The organism is Amycolatopsis sp. WQ 127309 (assembly GCF_023023025.1).
Taxonomy (GTDB): Bacteria; Actinomycetota; Actinomycetes; order Mycobacteriales; family Pseudonocardiaceae; genus Amycolatopsis.
The window spans coordinates 6,882,538-6,903,792 of the sequence record NZ_CP095481.1 but is presented as its reverse complement, the minus strand read 5'-3'; the positions used below and the strand labels follow the sequence as shown (position 1 = coordinate 6,903,792).

General features: G+C 71.9%; 22 protein-coding genes and 2 pseudogenes. 8 read left to right on the top strand and 16 right to left on the bottom strand.

The genetic code is table 11. The features are described from left to right. The first annotated feature begins 277 nt into the window (after positions 1-277). A complete protein-coding gene (locus tag MUY22_RS31360; protein ID WP_247050596.1) occupies positions 278-841 on the top strand; it encodes an STAS domain-containing protein in 564 nt (187 codons plus the stop codon). A 428-nt stretch (positions 842-1,269) separates the two neighbouring features. Here the strand turns inward: MUY22_RS31360 and MUY22_RS31355 are convergent, their stop codons facing one another. Beyond that, positions 1,270-1,737: a DUF4383 domain-containing protein gene (locus tag MUY22_RS31355; protein ID WP_247050594.1), complete on the bottom strand. Its 468-nt coding sequence runs from the start codon at positions 1,735-1,737 to the stop codon at positions 1,270-1,272. A gap of 310 nt (positions 1,738-2,047) precedes the next feature. On the opposite strand from MUY22_RS31355, the gene MUY22_RS31350 reads away from it, so the two are divergent. From MUY22_RS31350 to MUY22_RS31325, 6 genes and pseudogenes are all read left to right on the top strand, one after another. After that, positions 2,048-3,544, top strand: a complete 1,497-nt coding sequence (locus MUY22_RS31350; protein WP_247050592.1) for an FAD-dependent oxidoreductase — start codon at positions 2,048-2,050, stop codon at positions 3,542-3,544. A 160-nt stretch (positions 3,545-3,704) separates the two neighbouring features. Next, positions 3,705-4,546, top strand: a pseudogene (locus MUY22_RS31345) (SigB/SigF/SigG family RNA polymerase sigma factor); the annotation flags it as partial. Positions 4,547-5,101: 555 nt separating this feature from the next. Continuing rightward, on the top strand, positions 5,102-5,512 hold the full coding sequence (locus MUY22_RS31340) for an STAS domain-containing protein (RefSeq protein WP_247050590.1): 411 nt from the start codon (positions 5,102-5,104) through the stop codon (positions 5,510-5,512). A gap of 165 nt (positions 5,513-5,677) precedes the next feature. After that, a complete protein-coding gene (locus tag MUY22_RS31335; RefSeq protein ID WP_247050589.1) occupies positions 5,678-5,998 on the top strand; it encodes an anti-sigma factor antagonist in 321 nt (106 codons plus the stop codon). A 9-nt stretch (positions 5,999-6,007) separates the two neighbouring features. Further along, complete coding sequence (locus MUY22_RS31330; protein WP_247050587.1) at positions 6,008-6,484, top strand: ATP-binding protein; 477 nt, start codon at positions 6,008-6,010, stop codon at positions 6,482-6,484. 78 nt (positions 6,485-6,562) lie between these two features. Continuing rightward, the gene (locus MUY22_RS31325; protein WP_247050585.1) at positions 6,563-6,910 is read left to right on the top strand and encodes a hypothetical protein; all 348 of its coding nucleotides are present in this window, start codon (positions 6,563-6,565) and stop codon (positions 6,908-6,910) included. Here the strand turns inward: MUY22_RS31325 and MUY22_RS31320 are convergent. Beyond that, positions 6,888-7,229, bottom strand: coding sequence for a helix-turn-helix domain-containing protein (locus MUY22_RS31320; protein ID WP_247050583.1), 342 nt, complete (start codon positions 7,227-7,229; stop codon positions 6,888-6,890). The genes MUY22_RS31325 and MUY22_RS31320 overlap by 23 nt on opposite strands. 125 nt (positions 7,230-7,354) lie before the next feature. On the opposite strand from MUY22_RS31320, the gene MUY22_RS31315 reads away from it, so the two are divergent. Then, positions 7,355-8,116 (top strand): SDR family oxidoreductase, encoded by a 762-nt coding sequence (locus MUY22_RS31315; RefSeq protein ID WP_247050581.1) that lies wholly within the window; start codon positions 7,355-7,357, stop codon positions 8,114-8,116. Between the two features lie 18 nt (positions 8,117-8,134). On the opposite strand, the gene MUY22_RS49520 is transcribed toward MUY22_RS31315, so the two are convergent. The 14 genes and pseudogenes from MUY22_RS49520 to MUY22_RS31250 all read right to left on the bottom strand — a co-directional run bounded on the left by MUY22_RS49520 (position 8,135) and on the right by MUY22_RS31250 (position 21,091). Further along, positions 8,135-8,536 (bottom strand): LLM class flavin-dependent oxidoreductase, encoded by a 402-nt coding sequence (locus tag MUY22_RS49520; protein WP_256474705.1) that lies wholly within the window; start codon positions 8,534-8,536, stop codon positions 8,135-8,137. A gap of 107 nt (positions 8,537-8,643) precedes the next feature. Then, positions 8,644-9,138, bottom strand: a pseudogene (locus MUY22_RS49515) (LLM class flavin-dependent oxidoreductase); the annotation flags it as partial. Between the two features lie 171 nt (positions 9,139-9,309). Beyond that, positions 9,310-10,587 (bottom strand): methyltransferase, encoded by a 1,278-nt coding sequence (locus tag MUY22_RS31305; protein ID WP_247050580.1) that lies wholly within the window; start codon positions 10,585-10,587, stop codon positions 9,310-9,312. After that, positions 10,584-11,636: a P1 family peptidase gene (locus tag MUY22_RS31300; protein WP_247050577.1), complete on the bottom strand. Its 1,053-nt coding sequence runs from the start codon at positions 11,634-11,636 to the stop codon at positions 10,584-10,586. Before MUY22_RS31300 ends, MUY22_RS31305 begins: the two co-directional genes overlap by 4 nt. Then, complete coding sequence (locus MUY22_RS31295; protein WP_247050575.1) at positions 11,626-12,960, bottom strand: LLM class flavin-dependent oxidoreductase; 1,335 nt, start codon at positions 12,958-12,960, stop codon at positions 11,626-11,628. Before MUY22_RS31295 ends, MUY22_RS31300 begins: the two co-directional genes overlap by 11 nt. Then, positions 12,957-14,030, bottom strand: coding sequence for an NtaA/DmoA family FMN-dependent monooxygenase (locus tag MUY22_RS31290; RefSeq protein WP_247050573.1), 1,074 nt, complete (start codon positions 14,028-14,030; stop codon positions 12,957-12,959). Before MUY22_RS31290 ends, MUY22_RS31295 begins: the two co-directional genes overlap by 4 nt. Continuing rightward, the gene (locus tag MUY22_RS31285; RefSeq protein WP_247050571.1) at positions 14,027-14,956 is read right to left on the bottom strand and encodes an LLM class flavin-dependent oxidoreductase; all 930 of its coding nucleotides are present in this window, start codon (positions 14,954-14,956) and stop codon (positions 14,027-14,029) included. Before MUY22_RS31285 ends, MUY22_RS31290 begins: the two co-directional genes overlap by 4 nt. Beyond that, positions 14,953-15,903, bottom strand: a complete 951-nt coding sequence (locus MUY22_RS31280) for an LLM class flavin-dependent oxidoreductase (protein WP_247050568.1) — start codon at positions 15,901-15,903, stop codon at positions 14,953-14,955. Before MUY22_RS31280 ends, MUY22_RS31285 begins: the two co-directional genes overlap by 4 nt. Next, a complete protein-coding gene (locus tag MUY22_RS31275) occupies positions 15,900-16,682 on the bottom strand; it encodes an ABC transporter ATP-binding protein (protein ID WP_371827509.1) in 783 nt (260 codons plus the stop codon). The genes MUY22_RS31280 and MUY22_RS31275 overlap by 4 nt, the downstream gene beginning before the upstream one ends. Beyond that, positions 16,679-17,476, bottom strand: a complete 798-nt coding sequence (locus MUY22_RS31270; protein ID WP_247050567.1) for an ABC transporter ATP-binding protein — start codon at positions 17,474-17,476, stop codon at positions 16,679-16,681. Before MUY22_RS31270 ends, MUY22_RS31275 begins: the two co-directional genes overlap by 4 nt. Beyond that, the gene (locus tag MUY22_RS31265) at positions 17,473-18,324 is read right to left on the bottom strand and encodes an ABC transporter permease (protein ID WP_247050565.1); all 852 of its coding nucleotides are present in this window, start codon (positions 18,322-18,324) and stop codon (positions 17,473-17,475) included. Before MUY22_RS31265 ends, MUY22_RS31270 begins: the two co-directional genes overlap by 4 nt. Next, positions 18,321-19,271: an ABC transporter permease gene (locus MUY22_RS31260; RefSeq protein ID WP_247050563.1), complete on the bottom strand. Its 951-nt coding sequence runs from the start codon at positions 19,269-19,271 to the stop codon at positions 18,321-18,323. Before MUY22_RS31260 ends, MUY22_RS31265 begins: the two co-directional genes overlap by 4 nt. A gap of 1 nt (position 19,272) precedes the next feature. Beyond that, a complete protein-coding gene (locus tag MUY22_RS31255) occupies positions 19,273-20,829 on the bottom strand; it encodes an ABC transporter substrate-binding protein (RefSeq protein ID WP_247050561.1) in 1,557 nt (518 codons plus the stop codon). A 34-nt stretch (positions 20,830-20,863) separates the two neighbouring features. Beyond that, positions 20,864-21,091, bottom strand: coding sequence for a 2-oxoglutarate and iron-dependent oxygenase domain-containing protein (locus MUY22_RS31250; RefSeq protein ID WP_247050559.1), 228 nt, complete (start codon positions 21,089-21,091; stop codon positions 20,864-20,866). Between the last annotated feature and the right edge of the window lie 164 nt (positions 21,092-21,255).

The window sequence follows — 21,255 nt, the reverse complement described above, 5'->3', positions numbered from 1 at the left end:
CACGACACCCGCAGCGGCGAGAACCCCGGCACGGCACGCGTCACGGACGTGCTCGGCGGCGCATCGACGTCGTAACACCCGAGAGCGCCGGATCGACATCGGCACTGCGGCACCCGCCGCGGGCGGGGTTTACCACCGGCCCAGCCGGGTATCAGCAAACATCATCCGGTCGTTTATCGGGAGAATGGGTGCACGTCCGCAAGAAGATCGCCGTCTTGATGAGGCAAGGGGTGCACCCCCGCCGGGCAGGTCGATCGGGTCGGTCAGCTCGGTCACGGTGAACGACCACGCCCGGTCCGCGCCGCGCCAGTACTTGCGCGGACGGACACGCAGCTTCACGAACGTGGTCGTGCCCGGCCGCAGCACCCGCACCTTCGGCCGACCGGTGAAGGCGGTGCTGGTAGCAGCGGACATTCAAAACCCCCGTGAGGGGGGTATCCGCATGACCGAACACAGCAACACCCACATCGTCACCCATACCCATCCCGACCTCACCGTGGTGACCGTTACCGGTGTGCTCGATCTGTTCACCGTCCCGCACCTGGAAGTGGAACTGTCCACCGCTGCCTTCGGGCTGCCGCTGATCGTGGACCTGCGGGAGGTGTCGTTCTGCTGCGCAGAATGCATCGGTTTACTAGAGGTCACCTACGAACATCGCGCTGGACTCGGTGATCCACTGAGCCGCAACGGTGTTGCGGTGCTGACCGGACAGCGGGCTGTTCTGCGGCCGCTGCAACTGCTCGGCGTGGACCGGAAACTGATCGTGGCCACCACCATGGAGCGAGCGCGAGCCTGGCTCGGACTGCCCGAACAGCCGGCGATGGCGGCCGAACCGCAGTAGCGGACCGGTGTTCAGGCCGGTGCCTTTGGCTGTCAGGGCACGGCCGGTGACGACGCGTTTCAAGTACCGACCTCCAGCGCAAGTTGCCCGAGCCGTTCCGCCGGTTCGGCGATGGGATGACAAAGTGGACGCTGTGGATCTGTCTCGCACGGAACCAGCTCCGGACGGGACGCCCGCGATACCCGGACTTTCTCGCCGAACCGGTCCTCGACGTCGACGGAACGGTCGATCTGGAGACCTTCGTGGCCGATGGGGTGCTCGCCATCGGCGTTCCGCGGTGGCCGAAGCGAGCGCCTGCACCCGCAGCCCGCCTTCCGGGGCCACGCCGGCGGCGGCCACGAGATCCACGATCGCGCGGGCGGCGTCGGATTCCATCGTCAGAGTCGGCATCCCGCCCGGCTACCCGTTCCGTGCGGGGCTACACCGGTTCACTGTCCTTGCATCTCCGGCTCCGGGTACCGGCCCCGGCTCCGGTCGAGCGCCGTCGTCCCGATTCCGGCGGCGATCATCGCGATGCCGAGGCCGAGGTGCAGCCAGTCGTCGGCGTCGTCCATCGGGACGAAGTTGGCCGGGCTGTCGTGGTTCATCGCCAGCCCGAACACGAACAGCAGGACGTAGATCCCGCCGCCGACCATCAGGAACAGCCGGGACCCGCCGTTCGACCGGGCCACCACCACCCCGGCCACCCCGAACGCCAGGTGAATGAGGTTGTGCAGCACGGACACGGTGAACAGGCCGAACAGGCGCGCACCCGAGTGCGGCCCGGCGACCCGCAGGTCCGCGTACCCCGCGGTGATCCCCGGGACGAACCCCAGCACACCGACGAGCAGGAACGCCAGACCGAACAGCAGCGCGGCGTTCCGCGCCGCGCTTCGTCGTGATCGGACCTCCGTCATGACACCTCCGTACCGGTCGAGGAGATCGGCGGCTTCCCGCGCCGATCGCCGATAAACGCGCGCTGGCCGCCGAAATCGCGGCTCGGCCGCGGGTGAGCAGCCGGGCGCCCGGTTCAGCCGTAGGTCCACAGAGGACTACCGGAGGACACTTTCGCCGGCTCGGAGTCGCGGATCGACGCCGTGCGTGCCGTTCTCCAGTTCCTTCCGCGCCAGGAGGCCCCCACCGAAAGTGACGCCGGATCGCCGTTTCGGCGCCGGGTCAGCGGGTAGCCACGTCGAGTTCCGCCGGCCCGACGAGAGGTGTACCGCGATGCCCACGACCACCGCGGACCAGTCCCTGTGGCTGCACACTGTGCCGGACGCCCCTGGGCACCCGCCGCTGTCCGGTGCGCACCACGCCGACGTCGTCGTGATCGGCGCGGGCATCGCCGGTCTCACCACTGCGCTGCTGCTCGCCCGCGACGGGGCCGACGTCGTCGTCCTCGAAGCCGGTCGCGTCGGCGCCGGGGTGAGCGGCAACAACACCGCGAAGGTCACCGCGCTGCAGTCCACGATGTACTCCACGCTGGAGCGCACCCACGATGCCGAGGTGGCGGCGGGTTACGCTGCGGCGGCCACCACCGGCGTCGACCTGGTGGCCCTGCTGGCCGAGGAGATCGACTGCGACCTGCAGCGCGCGCCCGCGGCGACCTTCGCCCACTCCGAAGAAGAAAGCGACACCGTCCGCGCCGAGGCCGACGCCGCCGTGCGGGCGGGACTACCGGTGGAGTGGACCGACCGGCTCGACCTGCCGTTCCCGACGTTCGGCGCAGCCCGGCTGGCCGGGCAGATCGTGTTGCACCCCGCGAAATACGTCCGCGGCCTGGCCGCGGCGTTCGTCACCGCGGGTGGGCGCGTCTTCGAGCACAGCCGGGTGGGCGACGTGTCCCTCACCGCCCCGTACGACGTCAGCACTTCGACCGGAACCGTGACCGCGGCACAGGTGGTGGTGGCGACCCACTACCCGATCCTCGACCGGGGACTGTTCTTCGCGCGCCTCGAGGCCCAGCGGTCCTACTGCGTCGCCGCCCGGCTGGCCTCCGGTGCTCCTCCACGGGACCTGGCCATCAGCGCGGGGAATCCGGCCTGGTCGTTCAGCCGCCACGGCGACCTGCTGATCGTCGGCGGGCAGAGCCACCCGGCCGGTCAGCGCGACGTCGGCTTCGACCGCTACCGCACGCTGGCCGACTTCGCGCAGCGGCACTTCGACGTCGCCGAGATCACCCACCGGTGGTCGGCGCAGGAAGTCGTGGCCTACGACGAGCTGCCGATGGTGGGTCCCTACCTGCCCGGGCAGCCGAGCCTCCAGCTGGCCACCGGCTTCGCCAAGTGGGGGCTGGCGATGGGCACCGTGGCCGGGCAGGTCCTTGCCGACCGCATCTCCGGCGCGGGCAGCGCGTACGCCGGCCTGTTCGGCCCGCACCGGGTGAGCCTGTCGAGCACACCGACGCTGCTGCAGCAGAACGCCAAGGTCGCGAAGGACCTGATCGGCGACCGGCTGGTGCCGGCCGAGGCGGCGGACACCGACGACGTCCCGGTCGACACCGCCCGCACGCTCCCCGACGGCGTCGGCAAGAAGGGCGTTTACCGCGACCGGGAGGGCGTGCTCCACGCGGTCTCGGTGCGCTGCACGCACCTGGGCTGCCTGCTGCGGTTCAACGGTGCCGAACGCAGCTGGGACTGCTCGTGCCACGGCTCCCGCTTCGACGTCGACGGCGCCGTGCTGGAGGGGCCCGCGACCCGGTCCCTCCCCCGCCGCGACCCCTGACGCGGAGTCCCCGGACCGCCCGCGCTTCAGCATGGTCGCGGATTTCGTGTTTGCCGCACTCGGCGCAGTGGATACCTCCGCCGCCACGAGAAGGAGACCGCATGCCGCGGCGAAGCGTGAGTGCCGCCTTGTCCCGCGTCCGCCGGCTCACCGCACGCCGATGACCAGCACCGTACTGGCACCGGACGTCACGCACCGGCCGGCCGCGACAGGCAGCGCCCGGACGTCCGAACCGCGCCTTCCGCGCAGCACCGGCAAGAAGGACGACTATTCCCACTGCCGGCCACTGTTCGACGAACTGGCCGCTCTTCCCGCAGGCCACCACGGGCGGGGACGGCTGCGCGAACAGCTGGTCCTCGAGCACCTGCCGCTCGCGACAACATCGCCGCACGCTTCACCGGACGAGGCCAGCCACGCGACGACCTGGTCCAGGTCGCGCGCCTGGGCTTGATGGAAGCCCTCGACCGGTTCGACCCCGCGCGGGGATCCGACTTCCTGTCCTTCGCGGTCCCCACCGTCATGGGCGAGGTCCGCCGGTTCTTCCGAGACACCGGCTGGTCGATGCGCGTGCCGCGCGGGCTGAAAGAGCTGAGCGCCCAGCTCGCCCAAGGCACCACCCAGCTCGCCCAGCCCCTCGGCCGCGCCCCCACCCCCAGCGAACTCGCCGGCCACCTCGGCATCGACGTCGAGACCGTCCGCGAAGGCCTCCTGGCCGCGAACTGCTACGAGACCACGTCCCTGGACCGGCCCACCGGAGACGGCGCCGTCACCGTGGCCGATTCGATGAGCGGTCTCGACGAGCGGATCGAGCTGGTGGAAGATCACGAGACCCTGGCGCCGTTGCTGCAGCGGCTGCCGGCGCGGGATCGGGCGATCCTCACCATGCGGTTCTTCGACGGCATGAGCCAGTCCCAGATCGCCACTCGTGTCGGCGTCTCGCAGATGCAAGTTTCCCGCCTGCTCGCCAAGATCCTCAAGGACCTGCGCGTACAGCTTCGGGAGCGGTGTTCACGGGCAGGTCGGCGTCAGCTCCGCGGCGACGAGCCGGCCGAGGGGAGCTGGGCCAGACCGCGGCCGCCGAGACCGACGACCGCCTGCGCGGTCGCGCGCACCACGGTGTCCGCGTGGTAGCCGGTGGCGTCACGGGCGACCGCTCCGCGGTTCGCGGGGACGCCCGCGCAGCCGGCCCGCAGAGCGGCGATGAACGTCTTCACCTCCTGGGCCGCCGCGAGCCGCAGGCCCGCTCGGAACGCACGGCCCGCCAGGCCGGTGGTGTCGGCGTTCGGCGCGACCGCCGGGTCACCGGTGCCGACCGAAATGCCGCCCCCTGCTGCGTGCCCGCCGGCCGGCCAGGTCAGGCCCTGCTGGGGCCTGTCTGGTCGCCCGCAGCACCTGGCCCGGCCCCACCCCACCGATCGGGTGCTCTTCGAAATGGTGTCCGGCGCAGCTGCCGACCGGCCGAAGCCGTCAAGCGTAAAGTCGGGTCCTCGGTGTCCGCGGTCTGCTGATCCGCACTCAGGCCGCCCAGGATGCGAGCTTCCTCTTGAGAGGCACACCGTGACCTTCTCCTTGGCCGTCCGGGCCGACAGTTCCCGAGATGTGCTGATAGCCGTGTCAGGAGACGTTGTAGGTGTCGCGCCGGCCGACCTGCTGGCGCGGATAGTCGCCGTGATCGAGCTCCAGCACCCTGAAACGCTGCGAGTCAGCCTGGCCGGCGTCACCGCGCTCGGCTCCGCAGGCATTCACGCCCTTCTGGGCGGGTACACCAGCGCGGTCGAAAACGGCACGACCTATCACGTTCAGCACGCGATCGGCCCCGTGCGCCGGATACTCGACCTGGCCGGGGTCCGTGAAATGCTCGCCGACAGCAACGACGTCGGCGCCCTGCTCCTGGCCAAGCTCAGGCTCCGCGACCCGGTGTCACCAGCCAGTGACGAGGCCCCGCCGCCCTGGCTCGAAGACTTCTAGTCCTCCCGTCCCCGGAGGACGGTGAGGCGGCGGGGCCGCGAACGTTTCATGTTCCGGAAAACCGGGTAACGGGTCTCTGGCGTCCCGCCCCGACGGTGCGGCCATCTCGGCACAACGAACGAAGGAACAGCATGGCACCAGAGTGGACACGGCGAGCCGGAGACCATGGTGGCCGCTGACGGTGACCAAGTCCGCCCCCGGGACCTGCTCGACGTGACCTCGCACGACCACGACCGCGCCGTGTTGCTGACCGTATCCGGCGAAGTCGACCTGCTGAGCGGCCCGATCCTGGACGAAGCGATCACCACGGCACTTGCCGACCGTCCACCCACGCTCCTGGTCAAGACCCACCGCGCGGCCGGTGACCGTACCCGGGTCCGCGTCGGGGCACCCGAGCTCAGCGTCGTCCAACCCACCTTGCAGCTGACTGGAATGCTCCTGGTCCTTGACGTGGTTCCGACCCGCGCCGCCGCGGTCGGCAGGTGATCCCGCGCAGTGTCCGTCCCGAATCCATCCCCCGGCCCCGCCGGCGACCCGCCTCCTCGAAGTGATGACGCCACCGCCCTCGAAGACCTGCAGTGCAGCGGGGTCCCGGCAGATCCCGGGCGGCTGGTCCTGCTGCGTGAGCAGCTCGCCGACTGGGTCCTCCGGGCCGGGCTGAGCGAGGAGATCCGCGAACGGGTGCTGCTTGCGACGTACGAAGCAATGGCCAACGTGGTCGTCCACGCTTACCGCGAAGCGACCGGCCCCCTCGACCTGCACGCGACGAGCCGGAATGGCCTGATCACCGTCAGTGTCACCGACTACGGCCGGTGGCAGCCCGTCGCCCGGCCCACTCCGCTGCACGGCCGCGGGCTGCCGCTGATCCGCCGCCTGACCTCGGAAGCGTCTATCGACACGACCGCGGCCGGCACGACCGTCACCATGACTTTCCTCCGCGCGCTGCCCGGTGATCCCAGGGCGGCCAGATGACGAGCGGGCCGACGTGGCTGTCGGAAGATCGGCCGGATCGGCGGAGGTCGCAGCCGGCGTTGCCGGTGAAGATCGACCATGACACGCGCGCGGGAACTGGCCAGCGGCTACGCCCTCTGGGTCCGCTCCATCCGCCGCGCCGAGGGGGCGATCCTCTTTCCCACGCCGGAAGAAGCCGCCGCCCACGTCTGGAGCGATGAAGACCGGGCCCTGGTCGCCGACCGCGTCGACACCCAGTTCGTCGGCTCACCCGCCACGGTGGCGGCCCGGCTGCGGCAGCTCCAGGAGGCGACGGGCGCCGACGAGCTCGTCATCACCACCATCACCCACGCGCACGCCGACCGCGTGCGGTCCTACGAACTGCTCGCCGAGCAGTGGAACCGGGGTGAGATGTCTCGCCAAGTCATTCTTCGCGGCGCACGGTGATCTCCGCCGCGTTCGCGCGAATCCAGTCCAGCAACGGGTTCAACGCCGTCGCGGCGCCACGGCCCAGCTCCGTCACCGAATACGTCACCGACGGCGGCCGGCCCGCGCCGACTTCGCGGTGCACCAAGCCGTCCTGCTGCAGGGACCGCAGCGTGGCCGCCAGGCTTTTGTCGCTGACACCCGCGACCAGAGCCCGCAGTTCGTGGTACCGGCGTGGTTCGGCCACCAGCGCGGAAAGGACGAGGATCGTCCAGCGGCCGGCGAGGTGGCCCAGCACCTCGCGCGCCGGGCAGTCCTTGTGGAACACATCACCCGTCACACCTCACCCACGCTCCTGATCTGCGTGCTCACCCGCGGGTGAGCACCCCACCCCAGGGTGAGCGCATTCCGCCCACCCCGCGCTCTCCCTAGGTTAGTGACCTGTTCACGACCGAAGGAGGAGCCGTGCCGACCACACTCATCACCGGGGCCGCCCGTGGGCTGGGCGCGGCCGTCGCCCGGCGGCTGGGCGCCCAAGGCCATCGCGTGATCGTCAACTACCGCACTTCTTCCGCCGCGGCGGAAGACGTCGTCCGGGACGTCGAACGCGCCGGTGGCATGGCGTCGAGCGCCCGGGCCGACGTCACCGACGCCACGGCCGTGGACACGATGGTGACCGGGATCCTCGCCGAGCACGGGAGAATCGACACCGTCATCGTCAACGCGAACACCGCCCCGCCCCCGTTCGACCCGCTGGCCGAGCTGTCGTGGACCGCCTTCGAGGCCAAGGTCACGGGCGAGCTCGCCGGCGCGTTCCACATCACGAAGCGAGTCCTCGAACCGATGCGCGCCCAGGGCGACGGCCGGCTGATCTACATCGGCAGCACCGCCGCGGACTACGTCGGCGAGGGCCGGTTGGCGCACGGAACCGCGAAATCCGCGTTGACCACCTTCGCCCGCCACGTCGCCGCGGAATGCGCGCGCGACGGCGTCAGCGTGCTGGTGGTCGCCCCCGGGGCCGTCCGAACCCCGGCCACCGCGGGCGTGCTGGCCGGGCCACGCGGTGCCGACCTCGCCCGGGAATCCGTGCTGGGTCGTGTTCTCGAACCCGAAGACGTCGCCGCCGCGGTGGCACTGGCCGCCGACCCAGCGCTCCGCCCGGCAACGGGGACCGTGCTCCGCGTCGACGGCGGCTGGTCCGTCCTCGTCGGCGGACCGGTGAGCTGACCGCGGCAATCGGACCCCTCAGTCGCGCAGCAGTGGCAGGAGCTGTTCGCCATGGCGCTCGATCTCAGGCAGGTACGGGGTGTCCGACAGCACGAAGTGGGTGATTCCGAGCGCCCGGTACTTCCACAGCGACCTGGCGACATCGGCGGCCGAGCCGACCAGCCACGTCGTGCCGGCACCGGTGCCGCCGAAGCGACCCGGGGCGACGTAGACATTGTCGTCCAGCACGTCGCCTCGTGCTGACAGGTCCAGCAGCCACCGCTGCCCGCTAGCGGCGGACCAGTCGGGGGCGCGCGCGACCGCACCGTTCGCCATGCGCCCGACCTTGGCCTCGGCGTCGGCCCAGGCCTGTTCCGTGGTGTCACGAACCACCGTGGTGACACGCAGGCCGTACTCCAGTGGCGCGTGTTCGCGCCCCACCTTCCGGCGAGCTCCTCGAGCCGCTCGATGCGCTCGGCGACGCCGTCCAGCGGTTCGCCCCAGAAGAGCTGGACGTCGGCTTCGGCCGCCGCGACCTCTTCGGCCGCGTCGGACGCGCCGCCGAAGTAGAGCCGCGGGTGCCTGCGATCGCCCCGTACGACCGGTCCCTGCGCGAGCGTCGAGCCACGGACGCTGAAGTACTCGCCGTCGTGGGTGACGTTCTCCTCGGTCCACAACTTCCGCACGACCCGCAGGAACTCCTTGGTGCGGGCATAACGCCGCGGCCGGTCGCCTTCAGGGTCACCGTAGGCCGCGACGTCGTCCTTGCCCGACACGATGTTCACCAGGACCCGCCCACCACTGAGGTGGTCCAAGGTCGCCGCCGCGGACGCGAACTGCGCCGGCTGCCAGTAGCCCGGCCGGATCGCGACGAGCGGCTGGAACGTGCTCGTCCGCGCGGCGAGCGCGGTGGCGACGGTGAAAGCGTCGGGCCGGCCCCAGCCGGTGCCGAGCAGCGCGCCGCCCCAGCCGTGCCTCTCCAGCGCCTCGGCGTGGCGGGTCAAAGTGGCCAGGATACCGGCGGTCCGGCCAACGCTTCCCACGCTTCAGGAATGGTCGGATCCCGAACTACCTGCCTTTCGGCGCCGCCGCCACGCCGAACTCCAGGAAGGTGCGCCGATCGGCGATCTTCCCCGAGTTCCGCAACACCAGTCCGCACTCCGCGGCCAAGGCTTCGAGCTCACCGGCGGTCCGCTCGCGGCCGCCGAAACACATCAGCACGAACAGATCGAGCGCAGTGTTGGGACCTGCCCCGCGACTCCCGTTCGCAGGCTCTCGATCACGATGACAACGCCACCGCCCCGCGCGACACGGGCGCAGCCACGCAGGATCGCCCGGCTCTCGTCGTCGCTCCAATCGTGCAACACGTCCGAGAGCACGTACGCGTCAGCACGACTGGGCAGCGGATCGAAGAAACTTCCCGCCACCGCTTCCGCCCGATCATCCAGCCCTTCCCTGGCGAACCGTTCCCGGGCACTCCCGGCGGTGGGCGGCAGATCCAGGACCCGGCCGCGAACGCCGCGATGAGCGTGAAGGACCGCGGAAAGCAAGGTCCCGTCACCACCGCCGACGTCGATCACCGAACCGAACCGGCTCCAGTCGAATCGACGTGCTATCTGCTCGGCCTGGATCCGGAACCGCCTGCTCATCTTGGTGTCGAACGACTCCTGCAGCCGAGGGCGCTTCTCCAGGTCGGCCCAGAATCCGCGCCCGTACCGGCGGGGATAGGCCGGCTCGCCGGTGACCACCGTCTCCGGCAGCTCGGTGAAGGCCAGTTCGGCCCGCCCGATCGCCGTGGTGACGTCCAGATCGGCCCGGATCCCGTCCGGGTGATCGTCTCGCAGCTGCCGGCCCAGCGCCGTGGGCAGGTACCGCCCGGAGACGCTGTCGAAGCAGAACACCCCGGCGGTGACCAGGTGGTCGAGCAGCCGGCGCAGCGCGGATTCCGAGACCCTGGCGGCCGACGCCAGCGCCTCGGCCGTGGCGCCGTCTTCACCGGCCAGATCGGCGAGGCGGAACGTCGCGGCCACGCGCAAGGACATCGGGGTGGCCAGTCCGGCCGCGACCGACAACGCGGGCATCGGGGAACCGGCTGCGGCGTAGGCGTGCCGCAGGATCAGTTCGACACTGCCGGACACGCTCGTCACCGCCGTGTCGATGACCAGGTGCGCCCGGTCCCACGGCTCGTGTTCGCGCCCGGGGCACTGCTCGCCCGTCCCGGAGCCGGCGAACTCGACCTCGAGCACCCAGCCGGCGTGGCGATCGCCGACGGCCTTCCATGCGTCCCTGGTGACCTTGAGCGGGTTCACGCCCTCGACGACGACACCGAGACCGGTGCCGAGCTGATCCCGCGCCACCGCACGACCGACGGCGTCGCCGATCGTGTCGATCCGCAGGTACGCGGCCGTCAGCGCACGGGCCAGCGGAACGGCCACGGTGGACCTGCCCGTGGCCGGCAGGCCGCTGAGGAGGATCAGGCCGGGCGACGTCACCGGGCGGCGCCCACCACGCCCGGGTACAGCTCTTCGTAGGCGGCGATGTGGCCCCAGCCCGTCGAGACCGAACGGGCCGCGAGCACCGCGTGGACGATCGCTCGGGCGAAGGCGTTCGACGCCGCCGCGAACAGCTCCGGGCTCGGGCCCGCCGAGGCCGCTCCGGTCGAGACCGCGAACACCGTGTCGCCGTCGGCCACGCCGTGGGCGGGGCGGACCGCCACCGCCAAGCCGTCCTGAGCCGCACCCGCGAGGCGGTAGGCCTCGCCGGGTTCGAGGGACGCGGTGGTGGCGACCACGCCGATCACCGTGTTGAGCGGGGTGCGGGTGTCACGCTCACGTGTGGTGGCCTCGAGCCGCTCGCGCGCCACAGCCAGAGCGGCCTCGTCCGGTGCGGTGAAGTCGAACTCCTGCCACGGAACCGTCGAGTCCCCGCGCCGGCGCGTGGTCGCACCCAGCGAGTGCCCGTACGGCAGCCCGGTCACGGGATCCACCGCGGGGTGGTGCGAGTTCAGCACGGCCAGCGCCGCGACGACCGTGCCGTCCGGCAGCACCGCGCTCGCCGTCCCGACACCGCCCTTCATCTGCGCGCTGACGGCGCCGGTCCCGGCGCCGACGTTCCCCTGCTCGACGGCGCCGGCCGCGGCGGCCCGGACGGCCTCGGCACCGAGTTCGGCGTGGGGGCGGGCGTGGAAGTCCCCACCGCGGCCGAGGTCGAACAGGGCCGCGGCGGGAACCACCGACGTCGCCTCGGGGCGGTGCCCGGCCAGCCAGTCCAGGACTCCCCCGACCGCGGCGAGGCCGTAGGCGCTGCCGCCGGTGAGGGTGATCGCCCCGACCTGAGGCGCCGCGTGCCGCGGATCCAGCGCCGCGGTGTCGCGGGTCGCCGGGCCACCGCCGCGGACGTCGACGGCGGTGACCGCGCCCGGAGGCACCAGCACGACGGTCGTGCCGGTCAACGCCCCTTCTCCAGCGCGGGTCGCGTGCCCGACGCGGATGCCCGGGACGTCGGTCAGTGCGTTGTGCTCGCCCGCGGTGTCAGCCGCCATGAGTGGATCCGTATCTCGAGGTCGGTCGGCGGAGGCCGAGGTGGTCACGCAGGGTGGCTCCCTCGTACCTGGACCGGAACAGCCCACGCCGGCGCAGGATGGGCAGGACCAGCTGGATGAAGTCGTCGAGGGTACCCGGCAGGTACGGGAAGACGAGCGTGAAGCCGTCCGCGGCCGGCGCGGTGAACCAGCGTTCGATGTGGTCGGCGATCTCGTCCGGCGGGCTGACGATCGTGGTGGCGTCGTCGCTGATCTCGGCGGCGAGCTGCCGGATCGTGAGCCCGCGCTGGCGGGCGCGCAGGTAGACGTCGAGCTGGGTGCTCTTCGACTGGTTGGACTCCGGCAGTTCCGGCAACGGCCCGTCGAGCGGGTACGCGGTCAGGTCGAACCCGCCGAGCAGGTAGGCCAGGTGGGCCAGCGCCACCTGCGGCGGCATCAGCCCGCGCAGGGCGTCGCGCTTCGCCGCCGCGGCCGCGCGGGTCTCCCCGGTGATGACCGAGAGCGCGGGGAACACCTTCAGCTCGTCCGGGCTCCGGCCGAACGCGGCCGCGCGGTGCTTGATCTCCGCGTAGAACTCGGTGGCCCGGGCCAGGTCCCGCTGCCCGGAGAAGACGACCTCGGCCACCCGCGCGGCGAACTGCTTGCCCGCCTCGGACGCGCCGGCCTGCACGATCACCGGACGCCCCTGCGGCGGCCGCGCGATGTTCAGCGGCCCGGCGACCGACAGGTGCGCGCCGGTGTGGCCGAGGGGGTGCAGCTTGTCCAGGTCGAAGGACACCCCGGACGGCTTGTCGTGCCGGAAGGCGTCGTCCTCGAAGCTGTCCCACAGGCCGGTGACGACGTCGAAGAACTCCTCCGCCCGCGCGTACCGGTCGGCGTGCCCGACGTGGGCGTCGCGGCCGAAGTTGAGGGCTTCGCCGTCGTTGAGCGAGGTGACGACGTTCCAGCCGGCCCGGCCGCCGGAGATGTGGTCGATCGAGGCGAACGTCCGCGCCAGGTGGTAGGGCTCGTTGTAGGTGGTCGACGCCGTCGCGATGAGCCCGATCCGGCTGGTCGCCGCGGCGAGCGCGGCCAGCAGCGTGGTGGGTTCGAAGGAGTCGTTGACCACCGACACCCGCGACAGGACGTCCTGGCTCTCCAGCGGGACGCCTACGAGGTCGGCGAAGAACACCGCGTCGAACTTCGCCGCCTCGGCGGTGCGGGCGAAGGAAAGCACGGTGTCGAAGTCGATCCCGGCGTCGGCGCGGGTGTCCGGGTGCCGCCACGCGGCCAGGTACTCCCCCGGCGGCTTCAAGAACGCCGTGAAGTGCAGCTGCCGGGTCATCGGGACACCTCCGGGCGGGCGAGGCCGAGGTTCTCGCGCAACGTCGTCCCGCGGTAGCCGTCGGGCACCAGGCCGCGCCGGCGCAGGATCGGGACGACCTGCTGGACGAAGTCGATGGCGGGGCCGGGGAAGTACGGGAACGAGACGGTGAAGCCGTCTGCCGCGCCTTCGGTGAACCACTGCTGCATCCGGTGGGCGATCTGTTCCGGCGTGCCCGCGACGATCGAGCCGCCCGGGGCCTGCGCGAGGTCGTCGAGTTCGGCGACCTTCCGCCGGGCGGCCGCTTCGGTGTCGGCGACCAGCGGGGACAGCAGCGGCCACACGCGAACCTGGCCGGGATCGCGGCCCGCGGCGGCGACCCGGGCTCGGACAGCCGTGGCGGCTCCGACGTCGGGCTGTTCGGTGAAGAAGACTTCGCCGTGCTTGGCCGCGAAGGGCTCGTCCGTGCTCGTCACGAACAGCACCGGGTGCCCCTGCGGGGGCCGGGAAATGTTCAGCGGACCGCGGACGCGGAAGTGCCCCCCGTGGTGCTCCGGCGTGCGCAGCTGATCCGGTTCGTAGTAGCGCGATCCGGCCACGTCCCGGACGAGTGCCTTGTCGGAGAAGCTGTCCCACAGCTGCCGCACGACGTCGACGAACTCGTTTCCCGCGGCCGGACGGCCGAGCGAGCCGAAGTTGGCGACCTCCTCCGCGACGGCCGCCGTGACGGCGTGCCACCCGGCACGGCCGTGCGAGAGGTGGTCGAGCGACGCGAACTTCCGCGCGACGTGGTACGGCTCGTGGTGCGTCGTACCGACGGTGCCGACGAGTCCGATGTGGGTGGTCACTGTGGACAGCGCCGCGAGGAGGCTGAACGGCTCGAACCGCACGGCCCGGCTCGGCGGACCCTCGACCGCCACGACGTCGGCGACGAAGAAGGCGTCGAACCGGCCGCGTTCCAGCAGCCGGGCCAGCTCGGCGTGGAACGCGAAGTCCAGCTGGCCGGCGGCGTAGGCCTCGGGGTGGCGCCAGCCGGCGGTGTGCCCGCCCGAGCCGTGGACGAGTGCGCTCAGCGCGAGGAACCGTGTCATGGCCGCCACCCCAGTTCGGGCGCGATCTTCCGCGCGATGGTCTCGAGCCGGGTCAGCGCCTGGCCGAGGGTGGAGCTTTCCGCCTGGACGGCGGCGATCAGGTGCGTGCTGGGCCCGGCGAACACCGGGTCGGCCCGCAGCGATTCGACGATGTCCGCCGGCGTGCCGTGCTGGACGTTCATCAGGCGCAGCAGCTCCGTCAGGCTGATGTCCTCGTGCGGCGCCCACCCCGCGCGAACGTGCAGGGGCCGGTAGCGGGCGACGTCCGGGGCCAGCTGCGCGGCAGCGGCCGCCCGGCTGGGACCGGGGAAGATCCCGCGGACCACGGCGAGCCGCGGCGATCGCGGACCGGCGCCGAGATACGTCGCCGCCAGCCCGGCCTGGACCTGGTCGGCGGGCCCGACACCGAGCAGCAGCCCGCGTCCGGCGGCGGCGCCTTCGGTGAGCACCTGCGGCCGGAGGCTGGACTCCCACAACCGCTCGCTCAGCTCGTACCCGCTCAGCGCGTCGGTCAGGGCGCGCAGGTTGCGGTCGTAGTCGGCGTGCCGGTCGGCGACGTCCCGGCCGAACACGGCGAACTCGTCGGCGGACGGCGTCCCGCTGCCCAGCCCCAGTTCGAGGCGCCCGCCGGAGAGGGCGTCGAGGACGATCGCGTCCTCGGCCAGCCGAAGAGGATCTTCCAGCGGGAGCACGGTGACCGCGGTGCCGAGGTGGATCCGCCGGGTCCGCTCGGCGGCCGCGGCCAGCAGCACGAGCGGTGAGGGCAGCCGTCCGTGCTCGGGTTGCAGGTGGTGCTGCGCCACCCAGCCCGACTGGTAGCCCAGCTCTTCCGCGGCGACGAACAGCTCGACCAGGTCGCGGTAGAGCCGTCCCGCGGCGACGCCTTCGCCGTGGACATGGGTGAGGAAACCGAGGTGGAAGGTCACGGACGCCATCCCAGCGCCGGGGCGATTTCGGTGGCGATCACGCGTAGCCGCTCGACGTCGGCGTCCACAGTGGACAGTTCGTGCTGGACGACGGGCAAGAACCAGCTGTCCGGGTTGAGGAACTCCAGCAGCGCCGGATCCGCGCGCAGGCTCGCGGTGACTTCTTCGGCGGTGCCGTGGTGGACGTTGGTGCGGGCCAGGTGCTCCTCGACACCGAGGCCCGCCAGCTCCGGGAAGTTCCGGCGGTGGACGGCCAGGGCCGGGGCGAGGTCGTCGCGGGCGGCCTGGCGGTCCTTCGCCGGGAACACCGCGCGCACAATCCCGAACCGCGGCCGGGGTGACGCAGCCGCGTAGGCCTCGGCGAGCGGGCGCTGGACCTTCCGCGGGTCGTGCACGGCGGTGCCGAGCAGCAGGCCGTCGCCGTCCCGGCCGATGCGCACCGCTCGCGTGAGGTCCGAAGTGGCCTGCCACAGCCGGTCGGCCAGTGCCGGTGCGGGTGGTTGCAGGACGCTGCCGCCCAGCGCGAGCCGGAGGGTGCCGAGGTTCTCGTCGTGGAGCCGGTGGCGGTGCGCCGGGTCGTGGCCGAACCGGCTGAAGGCGTCCTGGTTGGCGCCGCCGGTGCCGAGGCCGAGTTCGAGAGCGCCGCCGGTGAGTGCGTCGAGCACGGCGGCGTCTTCGGCCAGCCGGAGCGGGTCTTCCAGGGGAAGCACGGTGACCGCGGTGCCCAGCCTCAGCTTCGGCGCCCGGGCCGCGACGGCGCCGAAGAACACCAGCGGCGAGGGCAGCCGGCCGAAGTCGGTGCGGAAGTGGTGCTGGGCCACCCAGCCGCCGTCGAACCCGAGCTCCTCCGCGGCGGCGAACACCGTGAGCAGGTCGCGCAGGACGCTGCTCAGGTCCCGGCCCGGGCCGTGGACGTGGGTGAGGAACCCGAGCTTGAAGCGGCTCATCCGACCTCCTCCGGCAGCTGGGGCACCGCGTCCAGCAGGGCCCGGGTGTACGGGTGGCTGGGCGCGGTGAGGACGTCGGTGGTGGCGCCGGCTTCGACGACGACGCCGTCCTTGAGCACCAACAGCCGGTCGCACAGCTGCTGGACCACGCCGATGTCGTGCGAGACGAGCACCAGCGACAGCCCGAACGCCGTGGTCAAGCCGGCGACGAGGTCGATGATCTGGGCACGCACCGAGGCGTCGAGCGCGGAGAACGGCTCGTCGCCGACGAGCACCTTCGGCCGCGGTGCGAGGGCCCGGGCGAGTGCGATCCGCTGCCGCTGGCCGCCGGAGAACTCGTGCGGGTAGCGCCGGGCCGCGTCCGGTTCGAGGCCCACGGCGACGAGGATCTCCTCGACACGCCCATCGTGGTCGCCTGGCACGCGCAGGCATTCGAGGGGTTCGGCGACGATGTCGCGGACCAGGGTGCGCGGGTTCAGCGAGCTGTAGGGGTCCTGCAGGACGACCTGGACGTCGCGCCGGAACCAGGTGAGGTCGCGGCCGGTGACCAGGCGCCCTCCATAGTGGACGGTGCCGGCGTCCGGCCGTTCGAGGGCGAGCAGGAGACGCAGCAGGGTCGACTTGCCCGAACCCGACTCGCCGACGATCCCGAGCCGGCCACCGTCGTGCAGTGACAGGCTCACGTCCTGGACGGCGTGCCGCGGCGGCGCGGCCTCGAACAGGGACCGGCGGGGTAGCCGGTAGGAGCGGTGCAGGCCGGTGGCTTCCAGCAGCGTCACGGGGTCACCTCCGTGCGACGGCGGAACGCGCCCGCCCGCGCGATCTCCAGCAGCTGCCGGGTCTCCGGGTGCCGGGGCGTGCGCAGCACGTCCGCCAGGACGCCGTCTTCGAGCAGGCGCCCGTCGCCGAGCACGAGCACGCGCCGCACGACCTGGGCGAGCACCGCGAGGTCGTGCGTGATGAACAGCAGCGCGGTGCCCTCTTCGGCCACGAGCGCATGCAGGAGCTGGAGGATCTCGGCCTGCACGGTGACGTCGAGGGCGGTGGTCGGCTCGTCCGCGAGCAGCAGCGCCGGGCGGCACGCGAGCGCGATCGCGATGCCGATCCGCTGGCGCTGCCCGCCGGACAGCTGGTGCGGGAACGCCCTGACCGCGTGCCCGGGATCGGGCAGGCCCACCTTCGACGCCAGCGCGACGGCTTCGGCCGCGGCGGCTTTGCGGGACAGGCCGCGGTGCGCGCGCAGCGGTTCGGCGATCTGCTTTCCGACGCGCATCAACGGGTTCAGCGCGGTGCGCGGGTCCTGGAAGATCGTGGCGACGCGTTTGCCACGGATCGCCGACAGCGCCCGATCGGACCGGCCGAGCAGTTCGGCGCCGTCCAGCCGGACGCTGCCCCGCACCGTCATCTCCTCGGGCAGCAGGCCGAGCACGGCCAGCGCGGTGAGCGACTTGCCGGAGCCGGACGCGCCGATCAGGCCGACCCGCTCCCCCGCGCCCACGGTGAAAGAGACGTCGTCGACCAGCGGCCGGTCTCCGAGCAGCACAGTCAGGTCCTCGACCTCCAGCAGGCTCATCGGGTCGTCACCAGCCGCGGGTCGGTGACGTCGCGCAGGGCGTCGCCGAGGAGGTTGAAGCCGAGCACGGTCAGCGCCACCGCCAGGCCGGGCCAGATCACCAGCAGCGGCCGCGCGGCGATGTAGGCCTGCTGTTCGTGGAGCATGCCGCCCCAGGACGGCGACGACGGCGAACTGCCGTACCCGAGGTAGGTCAGCGCCGCTTCGGCCAGCACGGCCAGGGCCATCACCAGCGACAGCTGGACGATCAGGGTCGGGGCGATCGTGGGCAGCAGGTGCCGCCGGACGATCCGGCCGGTCCGCGCGCCCCCGGCCCGCGCGGCCAGAACGTAGTCGCTGCCCAAGGCCGCGCTCAGCTCGGCCCGCGCCACCCGGGCGACGGCGACCCCGAAGCCGACGCCGATCGCGGCGACGACCGTGGCCAGCGAGCTGCCGTAGACCGCGGCGAGCACCATCGCGAGCAGCAGGGTCGGGAACGCGACCAGCAGGTCTATCAGCTGGACCACCCCGGCCCCGACCCAGCGTGGGGTGAGCACGGCGAGCAGGGCCAGCAGCAGCCCGACGACGGTCGCGACACCAGCGGACGCGACGGCCGCGACCAGCGTTTCCCGGGCGCCGGCGAGCAGCTGGCTGAGCTGGTCGTGCCCGATGCGATCGGTGCCGAGCAGGTGCCCGCCCTGCAGCGGCAGCAACCACGCCGCACCCGGGTTCGTGGCCTGCGGGTCGAACGGCGTCCACCACAGCGACAGCAGGCCGGCGACGACCAGGAGCGCCACCACGACCACCCCGAAGAGCCCGCCCGGGCGCCGGAGCAGGTACCGCGCGGCCGCCTTCCGGCGCCGGTTCACCGGGGCTCTCGCAGGCGGGGGTCGATCAGCCGGTGGACGACGTCGACCGCGAACCCGATCACCAGCACGGCGGCGACGACGAGGAACACCTCGCCCTGCACCTTCACCAGGTCGCGGTTGCCGACGTCGCCGACCAGCATGCTGCCGACACCGGGCAGGGTGAAGACGCGCTCGATGACCACCGCGCCGACGACGAGCGTCGCCAGCTGCACGCCCAGGATCGAGACGACGGGGAGCGCGGCGTTGCGGAAACCGTGCCGCAACAACGCTTGCGTCCGGGTGAGCCCCTTGGCTCGTGCCGCCCGGACGTAGTCGGCGTGCAGCACGCCGAGCACCGCGGACCGCACGAACCGCAGCAGCACCGCGCCTTCGGCGAGGCCGAGCGCGATCCACGGCAGCACCAGGCTCTGCAACGCCTGGCCGGGCCGCGCCCAGCCGTCGACCGGGAAACCCTGCGCGGGCAGCCAGCCGAGCTCGACCGAGAACACCAGGACCAGCACCAGGCCCAGCCACAGCGTCGGCACGGCGATGCCGACCTGCGACAGCGCGCTGATCCCGGTCCCGACCGCACCACGGCGGCGGACCGCGGCCCAGGCGCCGAACGGCACCGCGACGACCAGCGCCACGACCACCGCCCCGGCCACGAGCGGCGCGGTCACCTGGAGCTTGCGGCCCAGCTCCGCCGCGACCGACGTCCCGTTGAGCTGGGACCGGCCGAAGTCGCCGTGCAGCACGCCGGCCACCCACGAGCCGTACTGCGCCGGGAGCGGGCGGTCGAGCCCGAGCCCCGCGCGGATCGACGCGAGCTGCTCGGGGCTCGCGCGCAGGCCGCCGATGGTCGCCGCGACGTCGCCGGGCAGCAACCGCAGCAGCACGAAAACGAGCACGCTGGCGATCGCGAGCGCGACCACCAGCAGCCCGGTCCGGCGCAGCAGGAACAGCGTCATCTCACTTGCCGACCGCGAGCTTCGCCAGCGAGAACCGGTTGCTCGTCTCCGCCTTCGGCACGCCGTAAACACCCTTGCGCACCACCGTGTGCGCCTCGGACAGGAACAGCCAGTCGCTCGCGGCGTCCGTGGAGATCTGCTTGGCGACCTGCTTCAGCAGCGTGTCACGCTCGGCGTCGCTCGACGCGGTCCGCGCCTGCGTGTACCACTGCTGGACCTGCTTGCTGTCGTACCCGAAGTAGTAGGCAGGCTTCGTGTAGTTGGCGACGTCGCGGGCCTCGGCGTGGTCGACCAGGCTGAGCTGGAAGTCGTGGTTCTTGAACACCTGCGACAGCCAAGCCGGGAACTCGACCTGCTTCACCGTGAGCGTGACGCCGACCTGCTTGAGGTTCGACACCAGGACGTCGGTGATCGACGTCGGATAGATCGACGGCACGTCTAGGGTCAGCGACAGGCCGCTCGCGAACCCGGCCTGCGCGAGCAGCTTCTTCGCGTTCTCCGGGTTGTAGGCGTCGATCGAGGTCAGGTCCTCGTACCACGGGTCCTGCGGCGGGACGGAGCTGCCGATCACCGTGCCGGCGCCGACGGCCTTGACGATGTCCTGCTTGTTGATCGCCTGGCGCAGGGCGTGACGGACGTTCGGGTCGGTGAACGGCGCCTTGGTGCCGTTGAAGGCCAGGGTGTACTTGTCGGTCGTGGTGCCCTTGAGCACCGAGAACCCGGCGCCGGCCGAGGTGAACGGCTGCAACAGAGTCGGGTCCGCGGCCGTCTCGACGTCGGTCTGCCCGGTCTGCTCGGCGTTGTTGGCCGCGTTGGTCTCGGTGATGTACTGGAACACCACCTTGGCCACCTTCGGCTTCGCGCCCCAGTAGGCGTCGTCGCGCTGGACCGTGATCGAGGCGCCCCGGTTCCACTGGGCGAGCTTGAACGGGCCGGACCCGTTCTCCGCACCGTCCAAAGCAGCGAAGTCGGTGCCCTTCTTGAACACGATGCCGCCGCGCTGCGTCAGGTTCCACAGCAGGAAGGTGTCGCGGGCCTTCAGTCCGATCCGGACGGTCGCCGGGTCGGGCGCGGTGACGTCGGCGATCGAGGCGAAGTCCGCGCCGTAGACGGCTTTCGAACCCGGCGCGATCTGCTGCTGCAGCGACCACACGACGTCGGCGGACGTCAGCGGCGTGCCGTCGTGAAACTTCGCGCCGGAGGTGAGGTGGAAGGTGTAGCTCAGGCCGTCGGGCGCCTGCTCCCACGAGGTCGCCAGCTGCGGGACGATCTTGTCCTTCGCGTCGACGTCGACCGAGACCAAGCCCTGGTAGACGTTGTCGAGCAGGATCTGGTCGAGCGCGGCACCGGACGTCGAGAAGATGTTCAGGCCGGAAGGTTCCAGCACCAGCCGGACGTTGACCGTCGCGTCCGGGTTCAGCTGGTCGTCCGACGGCGTGGCGTCCTGGGCGGACGTGCCGGCTCCTGCCGCAGGCTCCTCGGTGCCGCCCGTGCCGCACGCCGTGGCGAGCAGGGCCGCCGCCAGCAGCGCAGCAGGGATCGAAACAAGGCGTCTCATCGTTCTCCTCGGGGACCGTGCGGGTGATCGGGGTTCAGCCGCGGACGTGCTCGGCGGCGAACTCGGCGAAGACGCGGAGAACGTCGTCGCGGTCCAGCTCGTTCAGGATGTTGTGGCGGTCTACGCAGAAGAAGCCGGCGTCGTGCGCGGCCCGCCGCAGCTCGCCCAGGAACTCCGCGCGGTCCGCGGCGGGCCCGCGCAAGCGCAAGATGTCGATCAGCGGCAGCGCGGTAGCCGCCCCGGATTCCTCGAGCGTCGTCACGTCTCGCAGCCTAAGCCCGCTCCTGCGCCCGGGCCGGGCGTTCCCACATCGCGGACGGACCGGGGCGCCAGGCGTCTTTCGCGGAGACCTGCTTTCAGCGCGCCGAAACGCAAATCCGGCCGCAAAACCGCAAGGCCGCGACCCCGGCCGCCAAGTCTGGAACA